At 55.1% G+C, this 13,330-nt stretch carries 11 protein-coding genes; 6 read left to right on the top strand and 5 right to left on the bottom strand.

What is annotated here, in order from left to right; translation table 11 throughout:
* The first annotated feature begins 59 nt into the window (after window positions 1–59).
* Window positions 60–1,793 (top strand): phosphoethanolamine transferase CptA, encoded by a 1,734-nt coding sequence (locus ACFK9X_RS21785; protein WP_151117681.1) that lies wholly within the window; start codon window positions 60–62, stop codon window positions 1,791–1,793.
* Window positions 1,794–1,953: 160 nt separating this feature from the next.
* The gene (locus tag ACFK9X_RS21790) at window positions 1,954–2,805 is read left to right on the top strand and encodes an AraC family transcriptional regulator (protein WP_000274596.1); all 852 of its coding nucleotides are present in this window, start codon (window positions 1,954–1,956) and stop codon (window positions 2,803–2,805) included.
* On the opposite strand, the gene ACFK9X_RS21795 is transcribed toward ACFK9X_RS21790, so the two are convergent.
* The 5 genes from ACFK9X_RS21795 to ACFK9X_RS21815 all read right to left on the bottom strand — a co-directional run bounded on the left by ACFK9X_RS21795 (window position 2,792) and on the right by ACFK9X_RS21815 (window position 7,801).
* The gene (locus ACFK9X_RS21795; protein ID WP_000290522.1) at window positions 2,792–3,145 is read right to left on the bottom strand and encodes a PTS fructose-like transporter subunit IIB; all 354 of its coding nucleotides are present in this window, start codon (window positions 3,143–3,145) and stop codon (window positions 2,792–2,794) included. The two genes, ACFK9X_RS21790 and ACFK9X_RS21795, sit on opposite strands and share 14 nt — an antisense overlap.
* Window position 3,146: 1 nt before the next feature.
* A complete protein-coding gene (locus tag ACFK9X_RS21800; RefSeq protein WP_000171724.1) occupies window positions 3,147–4,025 on the bottom strand; it encodes a [formate-C-acetyltransferase]-activating enzyme in 879 nt (292 codons plus the stop codon).
* The gene (locus ACFK9X_RS21805) at window positions 3,991–6,288 is read right to left on the bottom strand and encodes a formate C-acetyltransferase (protein WP_151117684.1); all 2,298 of its coding nucleotides are present in this window, start codon (window positions 6,286–6,288) and stop codon (window positions 3,991–3,993) included. Before ACFK9X_RS21805 ends, ACFK9X_RS21800 begins: the two co-directional genes overlap by 35 nt.
* A gap of 98 nt (window positions 6,289–6,386) precedes the next feature.
* A complete protein-coding gene (locus ACFK9X_RS21810; RefSeq protein WP_000161258.1) occupies window positions 6,387–6,707 on the bottom strand; it encodes a PTS fructose-like transporter subunit IIB in 321 nt (106 codons plus the stop codon).
* 14 nt (window positions 6,708–6,721) lie between these two features.
* Complete coding sequence (locus tag ACFK9X_RS21815) at window positions 6,722–7,801, bottom strand: PTS fructose transporter subunit EIIC (protein WP_000661597.1); 1,080 nt, start codon at window positions 7,799–7,801, stop codon at window positions 6,722–6,724.
* A 308-nt stretch (window positions 7,802–8,109) separates the two neighbouring features.
* Between ACFK9X_RS21815 and ptsP the strand changes: the two genes are divergently transcribed.
* The 4 genes from ptsP (at window position 8,110) to ACFK9X_RS21835 (ending at window position 13,281) form a co-directional block, all read left to right on the top strand.
* Window positions 8,110–10,611 carry a phosphoenolpyruvate--protein phosphotransferase gene (ptsP, locus tag ACFK9X_RS21820; RefSeq protein WP_151117686.1) on the top strand — a complete coding sequence of 834 codons (2,502 nt, stop codon included), beginning with the start codon at window positions 8,110–8,112 and terminating at the stop codon, window positions 10,609–10,611.
* 10 nt (window positions 10,612–10,621) lie between these two features.
* Window positions 10,622–11,284, top strand: a complete 663-nt coding sequence (gene fsa, locus ACFK9X_RS21825; protein ID WP_000424866.1) for a fructose-6-phosphate aldolase — start codon at window positions 10,622–10,624, stop codon at window positions 11,282–11,284.
* 11 nt (window positions 11,285–11,295) lie between these two features.
* Entirely contained in the window at window positions 11,296–12,399 is a 1,104-nt protein-coding gene (locus tag ACFK9X_RS21830; protein ID WP_000374031.1) for a glycerol dehydrogenase, read from the top strand.
* Between the two features lie 258 nt (window positions 12,400–12,657).
* Window positions 12,658–13,281 carry a DUF1287 domain-containing protein gene (locus tag ACFK9X_RS21835; protein ID WP_000666688.1) on the top strand — a complete coding sequence of 208 codons (624 nt, stop codon included), beginning with the start codon at window positions 12,658–12,660 and terminating at the stop codon, window positions 13,279–13,281.
* Window positions 13,282–13,330: the final 49 nt, after the last annotated feature.

The raw sequence follows: 13,330 nt of genomic DNA on the forward strand, positions 1-13,330 counted from the left end.
AGATTCTTTTAAGGTTCAGGCGTTACGTTTGGCGCTACGATTAAAGACAGGCTCTCATTATGCAATCCACATTACTCCAGACTAAACCCGCGTTTAGCTGGAAAGCCTTGGGCTGGGCACTGCTCTACTTTTGGTTCTTTTCCACCCTCCTGCAGGCCATTATTTATCTCACCGGATACAGTGGGACAAACGGTCTGCGGGATTCGCTACTGTACAGCTCACTGTGGCTGATCCCGGTCTTTCTGTTTCCAGGCCGCATCCGGGTTATTGCTGCCGTTATTGGCGTCATACTCTGGGCCGCCTCGCTGGCGGCGCTGAGCTATTACGTAATCTACGGGCAGGAGTTCTCGCAAAGCGTGCTGTTTGTGATGTTTGAAACCAACGCCAATGAAGCCAGCGAATATTTAAGCCAATATTTCAGTCTGAAAATTGTTCTTGTCGCCCTGGCTTATACGGTAGCGGCGATTCTGCTGTGGACACGTCTGCGCCCGGTTTATATTCCATCCCCCTGGCGCTATCTGGTGTCGTTTGCCCTGCTGTACGGGCTGATCCTCCATCCCATCGCGATGAATACCTTTATCAAGCATAAGTCGATGGAGAAAACGCTGGATAGCCTGGCGTCACGAATGGAGCCCGCCGCGCCGTGGCAATTTATTACTGGCTACTATCAGTACCGTTTACAGCTCGCTTCGCTGAATAAACTGCTGAATGAAAACGATGCCCTGCCGCCGCTGGCTAACTTCAAAGACCACTCCGGCGATGCGCCGCGCACGCTGGTACTGGTGATTGGCGAATCGACCCAGCGTGGCCGTATGAGTCTGTACGGTTATCCGCGCGAAACCACGCCGGAACTGGACGCGCTGCATAAAACCGACCCCGGGCTGACCGTGTTTAATAACGTGGTAACTTCGCGACCGTACACCATTGAGATTCTGCAACAGGCGCTAACGTTCGCGGACGAAAAGAACCCGGACTGGTATCTGACGAAGCCATCGCTGATGAATATGATGAAACAGGCCGGGTATAAAACCTTCTGGATCACTAACCAGCAGACGATGACGGCGCGTAATACCATGCTGACCGTGTTCTCTAAGCAGACTGATAAGAAGTTCTATATGAACCAGCAGCGCACTCAAAGCGCACGCGAATATGACAGCAACGTGCTGGCGCCGTTTAAAGCGGTGTTAGCCGACCCGGCGCCGAAAAAATTCATTATTGTGCATCTGCTGGGAACGCACATTAAATACAAGTTCCGCTATCCAGAAAACCAGGGCAAGTTTGATGGTAAAACCGACCATGTTCCGCCGGGATTAAGCAGCGACGAACTGGAATCGTATAACGATTACGACAACGCGAACCTGTATAATGACTATGTTGTCGCCAGCCTGATTAAGGACTATAAAGCGACCGATCCGAACGGTTTCCTGCTCTACTTCTCCGATCACGGTGAAGAAGTGTATGACACGCCGCCGCATAAGACGCAGGGACGAAACGAAGATTCGCCAACCCGTCATATGTATACGGTGCCGTTCCTGCTGTGGACCTCAGAGAAATGGCAGGCAGCGCATCCGCGCGACTTCTCACAGGATGTCGATCGTAAGTACAGCAGTTCCGAGCTTATCCATACCTGGTCGGACTTAGCGGGCCTGACCTATGATGGCTACGACCCGACGCGTTCCATCACCAACCCGCAGTTCAAAGAGACCACGCGCTGGATTGGCAACCCGTATAAGAAAAACGCGCTGATTGATTATGATACGTTGCCGTATGGCGATCAGGTCGGTAATCAATAGCCTATATGCTGCCCGATAACGCTAACGCTTATCGGGCCTGGCGTTCTTCTCTCCCGTAGTCCGGATAAGGCGCAAAGCGCCGCCATCCGGCAATAATCGCTTGAGGACATCGGTTTTCGACGTTACTGTTTCCTCTGTTTGCGATCGGCAGGGGATTATCATGTATCACGACGTCAGCCACCTTCTCTCCCGTCTCATCAACGGCCCGCTGCCGCTGCGCCAGATTTATTTTGCCAGCGCCAGCGGCCCAGCGCCGGAACTGGCGTACCAGGTGGATTTTCCGCGGCTGGAGATTGTGCTGGAGGGCGAGCTTACTGACATGAGCATTACCGCCCCGCTCATTCCTTGCGATGTTCTCTACGTTCCGGCTGGCGGCTGGAACATCCCGCAGTGGCAAACGCCCGTCACCACCCTGAGCATTCTGTTTGGCAAACAGCAGTTAGGTTTCAGCGTAGTCCACTGGGATGGTCAGCAGCATCAAAACCTCACGAAACAGCACGTTGCGCGCCGTGGCCCGCGTATCGGCTCTTTCCTGTTACAAACGCTTAATGAGATGCAGATGCAGCCGCAAGAGCAGCAAACGGCCAGATTGATTGTCGCCAGCCTACTAAGCCATTGCCGCGATCTGCTCGGCAGCCAAATCCAGACCGCCTCCCGCAGCCGCGCGCTTTTTGAAGCCATTCGGGAGTATATTGATGAACGCTACGCCGCGCCGTTGACGCGTGAATCGGTAGCACAGGCGTTTTATATCTCGCCAAATTACCTCTCGCACCTGTTCCAGAAAACGGGGGCCATCGGCTTTAACGAATACCTGAACCATACGCGACTGGAACACGCCAAAACGTTGCTGAAGGGCTATGACCTGAAAGTGAAAGAGGTGGCGCACCGTTGCGGCTTTGTCGACAGTAACTATTTCTGCCGCCTGTTTCGCAAAAATACGGAACGCTCGCCGTCGGAGTATCGCCGCCAGTATCACAGCCAGCTAACGGAAAAGCAGATTACTCCAGGATAAGGTGGGTATGTTGCGGCGCGGAAAGGAGTTTACGCACAGCGCTCATTACCCGCTGTGGCTCCCGCAAAAAAGCGCTGATCCCCGACTGGACATAGCGACTCCGGGTAAATCGCTCCACGCCCGCCAGCTCGATATCGGTAATGAGCAACACGACATCGGCACGGCGGATATCCTCTTCCGTTAAGCGGTTCTCTGTACCGAGTGCCCCCTGGGTTTCAATCTTGATGCTCCACTTCTCCTGCTGGCAAAGTTTTTCCAGCCGTTCAGCAGCCATATAGGTATGCGCTACACCGCTCACGCAGGCGGTCACTGCCACCAGATGCCGTACAGGTACTGCCATATTAGCCTCCTGTGGTGACCTGAAATCCTGCTTGCTCCGCCATCTCCCGAAACAGAGCGATCTCTTGCACCGACGGCGCGGGAATATCTTTCATCATCCATGATTTTCCAAGCAGCCGGTATTTCGGCTCGCCGTACTGATGAAACGGTAGCAGGTGAACCTGCTTTATTCCTAATGATCTCAACAATGTTAACGCGCACTGCAGATTCTCTGCGTTAAGCGTAAAGCCAGGAATCAACGGCAAACGAGGGATCACCGTGATTCCCTCGCTAACCAGTAACCGTAAATTCTCCAGTACGCGCGGCAGATTCATGTTGATCACCTCGCGCGCCCGCTCCGCATCCATAATTTTCAGATCAAACAATACCTCATCACACGCCCTTGCCAACGGCAGTAGACGGCTGGCCGACGTATCGCCAGCCGTTTCAATAGCACAAGGAACGCCCCAACGCCGCAATCGCTGTAAGAAGCGCGTGGCGAACGGCGCCTGCATCAGCACTTCGCCGCCAGAAAGCGTCACCCCGCCGCCGGAAGTACGAAAGAAGATGTCGTCTTTCAGCACTTCGCGTTCCAGTTCATCCAGCGTAATATCACGCCCAATACGCTCAAACGCGCCGGAAGGACATTCGTCGGCATCCCGCAGACACGGCGTGCAACGCAGGCATTTATTTTCCCGGCGCACCGTTTCAATGCGCGGCGAGATAGATTCCGGATTAGCGCACCACGGACAGGTATGCGGACAGCCCTTAAAAAAGACCACCGTACGAATCCCCTGCCCGTCATTCAGCGAATAGCGCTGGATATTGAAGATACGCGCGGTCTCCTCATCGCGCGCCCCCACAACCTCACAACTGATGCGCGGTGCGGCGAATAATGTCATCCTGAATCTCCTTCGACAGCTCGACAAAGAAGGCGCTGTAGCCCGCCACGCGCACCACCAGCCCAGCGAAATCCTGAGGCCGTAGCTGCGCTTCGCGCAATGTGTCGGCATTCACCACATTAAACTGGATGTGCTGCAGTTTGAGCTGGGTAAACGCGCGCAGGAAATCCGCCAGCTTGCGCAGTCCCGCCTCTCCTTCCAGAGTCGCAGGAGTAAACTTCACGTTCAGCAACGTACCGTTCGACAGCAGCGTGTTATCCAACTTACTTACTGATTTTAGTACCGCCGTCGGCCCTTGCATATCCTGTCCGAGCATCGGCGACAGGCCGCCATCCGCCAGCTGTTCTCCGGCAACACGCCCGTCCGGTGTCGCGCCGACCACCGCTCCCAGCGGCACATGCGCGGAAACCGTGTATGAACCCGGCGTAAACTGGCCGCCGCGCGGATTCTGGTATTTTTCCACCTCTTTGCAGTAATACCGCAGCAGTTCGGCGCTGATGTTATCGACATTATCAATGTCGTTGCCATATTTTTCGAAGCGGTTGATAAGCCTGGCGCGGATCTTTTCCCCTTCTGGCGTGGCGAAGTTGTTTTTCAGGATCGACAGCAGCGCATCAAAACTCAGGCGCTGCTGATCGAATACCAGCCCATTGAGCGCATGAAGGGAATCACTCAGGTTGGCGATACCGATGCCCTGTACGCCCGAAAAGTTATAGCGCGCGCCGCCGTCGGTGATGTCTCGCCCTTTCTCCAGGCAGTCGCTGATAAACGAAGAGAGCAGCGGCACCGGCGCCCAGTCACGATGGCCGATATCGCAAATATTGCTGCCTTCTACCATTAGTGTAATGTAGTGACTGATTTTGGCGCGAATATGCGCCAGCAACGCCTCATAAGTAAGAGTGTCGTTGCCCTCATTTTCATACAAGCTGATTTCCATCACTTTCAGCAGATTAAACATGGCGATGTCATGCAGCCCGTAGGTTCTGCCCGGAATCGACAGCTCAACACATCCCACCACCGCATAATCGCGCGCATCCTCCAACGACACGCCACGGTTAAGGAACGCGGGAACCACCACTTCGTCATTGAAAATCTGTGGAATGCCGGTACCGAGGCGAATGGTCTCGGCGGTCTTGAGCAGGAACGGCGTATCAATCAGCGCGTTAGTGCGCACGCCGAGATTCGGCTGCGGCAACTGCACGCTCTGGTAGGCATCCAGGCAGAGAAAAGAGAGCACGTTTACCGCGCTGCGTCCGCTTTCCGTCAATCCGCCCAGCAGCGCGGTGTAACCCGTCGGGAAACCGGCAAAATAGCGCGCGCTACTGGTGGAACGCAGCAGCACGATATCGTTGCATTTCACCCACAGCGACTCGAGCAACTCTTTCAGGAACGCCGGATCGTCGCCCTGAGTGAGCGAAGTCTGATAAAACGGCAGCATGTACTGGTCGAAGCGCCCGAGCGACAGCGAACTGGCGTTGGACTCGTACTGCAAAATAATGTTCATGTACCAGAACAGCTGACATGCTTGCCAGAACGTCTGTGGTTTGTGCTGCGCGTTATGCCGCGAATTGGCGGCAATGGTGAGCAGTTCCTGACGACGACGAGCGTCCGGGCAGCGCTCCGCCTGCTGTTCCGCCAGTACGGCATAACGCAGGATGTGGCGTTGCGATGCCTCAAGTAACAACAGCGCGGCCTGATAAAAGTCGTTTTCCGGCTGTTGCTCGCAGCGCGCGCGCATCTGCGCCGCCAGTTCACCCAGCCCGTTATTGAGCAAGCGTGGATAATCAATAATGATATGCCCCTGCCCTTTATCCGTCTGGTTAATGCTAAAAATCTGGGTGCTGACGGCGGCTTTCACCTCATCGGTCATCTGCCCGTTAATAAAATCTTTCATCGACCGTTTTTCCCAGTACGGGAATAGAACCTCACGATAGAGGCGCTTATCCTCTTCGCTGATATCAAAACGGTCCTGCGGACGCGTCGGGAACCGATCCAGCTCGTTAAGCAGCCAATACGGGTCCATTTCCGGCGACATAATACCCGCGCGCGGCTTAACGGTTCGGTTTCCGGCAATCAGCTCCTCGTCACGAATCGAAATTTCAACATGTTCAAGGATATACGCCGTCGCTTTGGCGCGGCGCAAAATGACCGGTTCGCCCTCCGTCTGCTGATGGCTGGCGGTATAAAGCAGCGCGCGCTCCAGAGAAATTTCACGGTGATTCTGAAACAGAGCGGCTTTGAGGCGTTGAATACGATGGGTCATGAGGAGCTCCTGTGGACACGAGCGCCGGATGGCGGCATAAATCTCTTATCGGGCCTGTGAGCAGGCCCGATAAACTTGCGCCATCGGACATTTTAACGTTACGCGGTTTGCGAAAGATGGGCGTCAATCTTGTTCATAATGGCGTCGGCGCGTTTTACCGCGTCGCTGATATTGACGCGAACGATAGTTTTACCCGCAAACCGCTCTTCGAACTTGATGCCGATATCTTTAGTCAAAATCACCATATCGGCGCTCGCCACATCCTCTGCCGTCAGTTCATTTTCCAGCCCAATCGAGCCCTGAGTCTCCACTTTTACATCCCAACCTTTCGCTTTGGCTGCGCTTTCCAGCGCTTCAGCCGCCATATAGGTATGCGCAACACCAGAAGGACACGCGGTTACTGCAATAATTTTAGTCATGGCTTATTCCTCGCTTAATTCATCTCAAAATCTAAATCCAGGTCGTCTTCTTTTTCGTCAACTTGCGACACATTCTTACGCGTCAGGCTTTTCAGCACGTTAACGCAGACTGCCGTTACCACCGCGCCCACGGCGACTGCCGCGACATAACCCAGCTTGCCTTCCACGACTGGCAGAACAATTAAACCGCCCCAACCGGCATAACACTGCGCGCCAAACAGCGCGGCCATTACCGCACCGCAAGCGGAGCCCACCATAATGGATGGGATCACGCGCAGCGGATCGGCAGCGGCGAAAGGAATCGCCCCTTCCGTTACGCCCACGCAGCCCATGACCAGCGCGGCTTTACCGGCTTCGCGCTCTTCAACAGAAAAATTCTTGCGGCCAATCAGCGTCGCCAGCCCCAGTCCCAGTGGCGGTACGCAGATGCTCACCGCGGCGATAGCCACCACGGTATATACGCCCTGCGCCACGCAAATCAGCATGAACGCATAAGCGACTTTGTTAACCGGGCCGCCCATATCAAAAGCCAGCATCAGCCCCATGATCACCGCCAGCAGCACGATGCTGCCCTGCTGCATCCCTTGCAGCCATTGGGTCAGGCTGCTTGTCAGCGCACCGATCGGTTCGCCCAGCCCCCACATCATGATGCCCGCGGTGATAAAAGTGCCAACGATGGGAATCACAAAAATAGGCATCACAGAACGCAGCACCTTATGCACCGGGATTTTCTTCAAGTAATGCACCACGATCCCGCCGATAAGTCCGGCGATAAGTGCCCCGAAAAAGCCCGCGCCGAAGCTGTTACCCACCCAGGCACCAATCGCGCAAGGAGCCAGCGCGGAGCGTTCGGCAATGGAGTAGCCGATGTATGCGGCGAGGAAAGGCACCATCAGCGTCAGCCCGGCGACACCGATATCAAACAGTTTTTTAAGATTCGGATCGGTGGCGGCATCGGGTACGGCGCCCTTGCCATATAGCATGACGGAGACTGCCAGCAAAATTCCGCCAGCCACCACAAAGGGGATCATATGCGAAACACCGGTCATCAGGTGCTGGCGGGTATTTTTCAGGATCTGTACCAACTCTTTCATAAGTCGCTCCCGGGCTGGATAAAGCCCATGTCCATAAAGTTACTGCGGAAAACAATAGGCAATCCATTGTCGCGCAGACAGTGGATAAAAAGGCCATTTACTGGATTTTTGTAATATCAGTATAAAAATGCGATCCGCTTCATAACTTCTGAAAAAGGTAAAACCTGCGCTACCACGCTAAGTTGTGAGACAACTCGCACTTTTTGCGCTACATTACATTTATCCAGCTTTTGACAGATTTGTCACATGGCGTATTCCGGCTACCTCCTTTTATGCTGTAGCGAGAGAATCGTTATGGGAGAGAGGCAATGCCCCTGATTGTGGAATTTACCTGTGAACTGCCGAATGGCGTACATGCGCGCCCGGCAAGCCACGTAGAAACGCTGTGTAATACCTTCACGTCGCAAATTGAGTGGCACAACCTGCGCACCGATCGCAAAGGCAGCGCCAAAAGCGCGCTGGCGCTGATTGGCACCGACACGCTGGCTGGCGACCACTGTCAGCTGGTGATTTCCGGTGCCGATGAACAGGTTGCCTGCCAGCGTCTGAGTCAATGGCTGCGCGATGAATTCCCACTCTGCGACGCGCCGCTGGCGGAGATTAAAAACAGCGAACTGGAGCCACTTCCGGCGTCGTTGACCCAGCTGAATCCGCAGATTTACCGCGCCCGTAGCGTGTGTAGCGGCAGCGCGGGCGGCGTACTGACGCCACTCTCTTCCCTGGATCTCAATGCGCTCGGCGAACTCCCGACCGCCAACGACACAGAGACGGAACAAGCCGCGCTGGACAATGGCTTAGCGATGTTGATAAAGCATATTGAGTTTCGTCAGCTCGACAGTGACGGTGCCGCCAGCGCGATTCTGGAAGCCCATCGTTCGCTGGCAGGCGACGCTTCACTGCGTCAGCATTTACTGGACGGCGTTCTGCGCGGTTTAAGCTGCGCGCAGGCAATCGTGGAAAGCGCGAACCATTTCTGCAATGAGTTCGCTCGCGCCAGCAGCAGCTATTTACAGGAACGCGCGCTGGATGTTCGTGACGTTTGCTTCCAGTTACTGCAACACATTTACGGTGAGCAGCGCTTTCCGGCGCCGGGCCAGTTGACCCGGCCATCTATCTGTATGGCGGAAGAGTTGACGCCAAGCCAGTTCCTCGAACTGGATAAAACCTTTCTCAAAGGTCTGCTGTTAAAAAGCGGCGGCACCACTTCGCACACGGTGATTCTCGCCCGCTCATTCAACATTCCCACCCTGGTTGGCGTGGAGATTGAGGCCTTAACACCGTGGCGTCAGCAGACGGTTTATATTGACGGCAACGCAGGCGCGATTGTCGTTGCGCCTGACGAGCCTGTCACTCGTTACTATCAGCAGGAAGCCCGCGTGCAAGACGCCCTGCGCGAACAGCAGCGCATCTGGCTGACCCAGGAAGCGCGCACCGCTGACGGCATCCGCATGGAGGTCGCCGCCAACATCGCGCACTCCGTCGAGGCGCAAGCGGCCTTTAGTAACGGCGCGGAAGCGGTTGGCCTGTTCCGCACAGAAATGCTGTATATGGACCGCGCCTGCGCGCCGGACGAAAACGAGCTGTACAATATTTTTTGCCAGGCGCTGGAGTCCGCAAAGGGACGCAGCATTATTGTGCGCACAATGGATATAGGCGGCGATAAGCCCGTTGATTATCTGAATATTCCTGCCGAAGCCAACCCATTCCTCGGCTATCGCGCCGTCCGTATTTATGAAGAGTACGCTTCTCTGTTTACCACCCAGCTACGCTCGATCCTCCGCGCGTCCGCCCACGGCAACCTGAAAATCATGATCCCGATGATCTCCTCTATGGAAGAGATTCTGTGGGTCAAAGAGAAGCTGGCGGAAGCCAAACAGCAGCTGCGTAATGAACATATCCCGTTCGATGAGAAGATCCCACTCGGCATTATGCTGGAAGTGCCGTCGGTGATGTTCATCATCGATCAATGCTGTGAAGAGATTGATTTCTTTAGTATTGGTAGTAACGATCTAACACAATACCTGCTGGCGGTAGACCGTGATAACGCCAAAGTCACTCGTCACTACAACAGCCTGAATCCCGCCTTCCTGCGCGCGTTGGATTTCGCGGTGCAGGCGGTACATCGTCAGGGCAAATGGATTGGTCTGCGCGGCGAACTGGGGGCCAAAGGTTCGGTTCTGCCATTGCTGGTAGGTCTGGGGCTGGACGAGATCAGCATGGGCGCGCCGTCGATTCCCGCCGCCAAAGCGCGGATGGCACAACTCGACAGCCGAGCCTGCCGCCAGTTGTTGAATCAGGCGATGGCCTGCCGCACCTCGCTGGAGGTGGAGCATCTGCTGGCGCAGTTCCGCATGTCGCAGCAGGATGCCCCGCTGGTTACCGCCCAATGCATAACGCTTGATAGCGACTGGCGCAGCAAAGAGGAGGTGATTAAAGGCATGACCGACAATCTGCTGCTGGCGGGCCGCTGCCGCTACCCGCGCAAACTGGAAGCCGATCTATGGGCGCGCGAGGCGGTATTCTCCACCGGACTGGGCTTTAGCTTTGCCATTCCGCACAGCAAATCGGAACATATCGAACAGTCCACCATCAGCGTGGCGCGCCTGAACGCGCCGGTACGCTGGGGAGATGACGAGGCGCAGTTCATCATTATGCTGACGCTTAACAAACACGCCGCGGGCGACCAGCATATGCGTATTTTCTCGCGCCTGGCCCGCCGCATCATGCACGAAGAATTCCGCAACACGCTGGTTAACGCCGCTTCCGCCGACGCTATCGCCAGCCTGCTGCAACATGAACTTGAACTGTAAAGGAAAGACTATGGAACTCTATCTGGATACCGCTAACGTGGCGGAAGTTGAACGTCTGGCGCGCATTTTCCCGATTGCCGGCGTCACCACCAATCCAAGCATTGTGGCAGCCAGCAAAGAATCTATCTGGGATGTGCTGCCCAGGCTGCAAAACGCCATCGGCGAAGAAGGCACTTTATTTGCGCAGACCATGAGCCGCGACGCGAAAGGGATGGTGGAAGAAGCCAAACGACTGAATAACGCCATCCCCGGCATTGTGGTTAAAATTCCGGTGACCGCCGAAGGTCTTGCAGCGATTAAATTGCTGAAAAAAGAAGGCATCGTGACGCTGGGCACCGCCGTCTACAGCGCATCGCAGGGCCTGCTGGCGGCGCTGGCGGGCGCAAAATATGTCGCTCCCTACGTCAACCGCGTTGATGCGCAGGGCGGCGATGGCATTCGTATGGTTCAGGAGCTGCAAACGCTACTGGAACATCACGCGCCCGACAGCATGGTACTGGCGGCCAGCTTTAAAACGCCGCGGCAGGCGCTGGATTGCTTACTGGCAGGTTGCCAGGCGATTACCCTTCCTTTAGATGTAGCGCAACAAATGCTCAATACGCCTGCGGTAGAGTCGGCAATAGAGAAGTTTGAGCAAGACTGGAAAAACGCTTTTGGTAATCTGAACCTGTAGGAGAGAAATGTATGGATCGCATTATTCAGTCACCAGGTAAGTATATTCAGGGTGCAAACGTCATCGCGCGTCTTGGCGATTATTTAAAACCAATGGCGAACAACTGGCTGGTTGTGGGCGATAAATTCGTGCTGGGATTTGCCGAAGAGACGCTGCGCAAAAGCCTGACGGATGCCGGTTTGTCAGTAGAAATCGCCCCGTTTGGCGGCGAATGTTCGCAAAATGAGATCGACAGGCTGCGCGCCGTCGCCGAAAAAAGTCAGTGTGGCGCCGTACTGGGTATCGGCGGCGGTAAAACGCTGGATACCGCCAAAGCGCTGGCGCACTTTATGAACGTCCCGGTCGCTATCGCGCCGACCATCGCCTCTACCGACGCACCGTGCAGCGCACTCTCGGTTATTTATACCGATGCCGGTGAGTTTGACCGTTATCTGCTGCTGCCGCATAACCCGAATATGGTTATTGTCGATACGCAGATAGTGGCGGGCGCGCCGGCGCGTCTGCTGGCAGCCGGTATCGGCGATGCGCTGGCGACCTGGTTTGAAGCGCGCGCCTGCTCACGCAGCGGCGCCACCACAATGGCGGGCGGCAAGTGTACACAGGCCGCGCTGGCGCTGGCGGAGCTATGCTATAACACGCTGATCGAAGAAGGCGAAAAAGCCATGTTGGCCGCCGAACAGCACGTCGTCACGCCAGCGCTGGAACGCGTCATCGAAGCCAACACCTACCTGAGCGGGGTCGGTTTTGAAAGCGGCGGTCTGGCCGCAGCGCACGCGATTCATAACGGTTTAACGGCGATTCCGGATGCGCACCACTATTATCACGGTGAGAAGGTCGCTTTCGGTACGCTGACGCAACTGGTGCTGGAAAACGCGCCGGTCGAAGAAATCGAAACCGTTGCGGCGCTGTGCCATTCCGTTGGCCTGCCGATTACGCTGGCGCAACTGGATATTAAACAGGATATCCCGGCCAAGATGCGCACCGTCGCGGAAGCCTCCTGCGCAGAAGGTGAAACTATTCATAACATGCCTGGCGGCGCAACGCCGGATGAAGTGTACGCCGCGCTGCTGGTCGCCGACCAGTACGGTCAACGCTTCTTGCAGGAATGGGAATAAGGTCTGAGCAATACTCCTGACGATAGTCAGGAGTATTTCAGCTTGCTGACACAACAGAATTCATTTGCCGAATGTCGACACAGGCACCTTATCTGGCCTTGTTATCCAATCATCCAGGCCAGGTAAGCGAAGCGCCATCATCAGGTATTCCATAGCCTGGAATCAGTCCATTTTGTCCTGAAATAGACTTTTTTATCACGCACCATTCTCTCCGCGGAAAGTCAAATGACGTACTGACACACTTCACGGACGAAGAAGATGAAATTCGCACAGGCGCTTATCGGTATTCTTGCTGCTTTTTTTATTAGCCATATCTCTCATCATTCGCCACGCTCTGATACCAGACCAATAACCGTTCAGGCGCAAACTAATGCTGCAATCGCCCAAAGTGCCGGGACGCAAATAGGTAAGACGCTATTTTATGATGCTGCCTATGTTCGTCTGGATTATCCGAATGGCGATCTTCCGCTGGAGCGTGGGGTATGTGCAGATGTCGTCATCCGCGCGCTACGCAGTCAGCAGGTTGATTTACAGAAACGGGTACATGAAGACATGCAGGCACATTTCTCTGCCTACCCGAATAACTGGAAGCTGAAACGCCCGGACAGCAATATCGACCATCGCCGCGTTCCGAATCTGGAAACCTGGTTCCAGCGCCACAACAAAGCGTTGCCGGTGACAGATAAATATAGCGATTATCAACCGGGAGATATTGTCTCCTGGCGACTGGATAACGGCCTTGCGCATATTGGCGTGGTATCCCTGAACGTCACGCCTGAAGGGGTGCCGCTGGTTGTGCATAACATAGGCGCGGGAGCACAGGAGGAAGATGTATTATTTAACTGGAAAGTCACGGGGCATTTTCGTTATTTTTCGCATTAAACGCGGAAAACGTCAGCGACTACCGAATAGCAGCCGCTGACGAATTAAC

It is taken from the genome of Salmonella sp. WC3, assembly GCF_042932255.1.
Lineage (GTDB): Bacteria > Pseudomonadota > Gammaproteobacteria > Enterobacterales > Enterobacteriaceae > Salmonella > Salmonella enterica.

Bases quoted from the DNA above. Each gene is read 5' to 3' on its own strand.
- ACFK9X_RS21800 (WP_000171724.1), bottom strand. From the start codon at position 4,025: ATGACATTATTCGCCGCACCGCGCATCAGTTGTGAGGTTGTGGGGGCG.
- ACFK9X_RS21805 (WP_151117684.1), bottom strand. From the start codon at position 6,288: ATGACCCATCGTATTCAACGCCTCAAAGCCGCTCTGTTTCAGAATCAC.
- ACFK9X_RS21815 (WP_000661597.1), bottom strand. From the start codon at position 7,801: ATGAAAGAGTTGGTACAGATCCTGAAAAATACCCGCCAGCACCTGATG.
- ACFK9X_RS21830 (WP_000374031.1), top strand. From the start codon at position 11,296: ATGGATCGCATTATTCAGTCACCAGGTAAGTATATTCAGGGTGCAAAC.
- ACFK9X_RS21810 (WP_000161258.1), bottom strand. From the start codon at position 6,707: ATGACTAAAATTATTGCAGTAACCGCGTGTCCTTCTGGTGTTGCGCAT.
- ACFK9X_RS21790 (WP_000274596.1), top strand. From the start codon at position 1,954: ATGTATCACGACGTCAGCCACCTTCTCTCCCGTCTCATCAACGGCCCG.
- fsa (WP_000424866.1), top strand. From the start codon at position 10,622: ATGGAACTCTATCTGGATACCGCTAACGTGGCGGAAGTTGAACGTCTG.
- ACFK9X_RS21785 (WP_151117681.1), top strand. From the start codon at position 60: ATGCAATCCACATTACTCCAGACTAAACCCGCGTTTAGCTGGAAAGCC.
- ACFK9X_RS21795 (WP_000290522.1), bottom strand. From the start codon at position 3,145: ATGGCAGTACCTGTACGGCATCTGGTGGCAGTGACCGCCTGCGTGAGC.
- ptsP (WP_151117686.1), top strand. From the start codon at position 8,110: ATGCCCCTGATTGTGGAATTTACCTGTGAACTGCCGAATGGCGTACAT.
- ACFK9X_RS21835 (WP_000666688.1), top strand. From the start codon at position 12,658: ATGAAATTCGCACAGGCGCTTATCGGTATTCTTGCTGCTTTTTTTATT.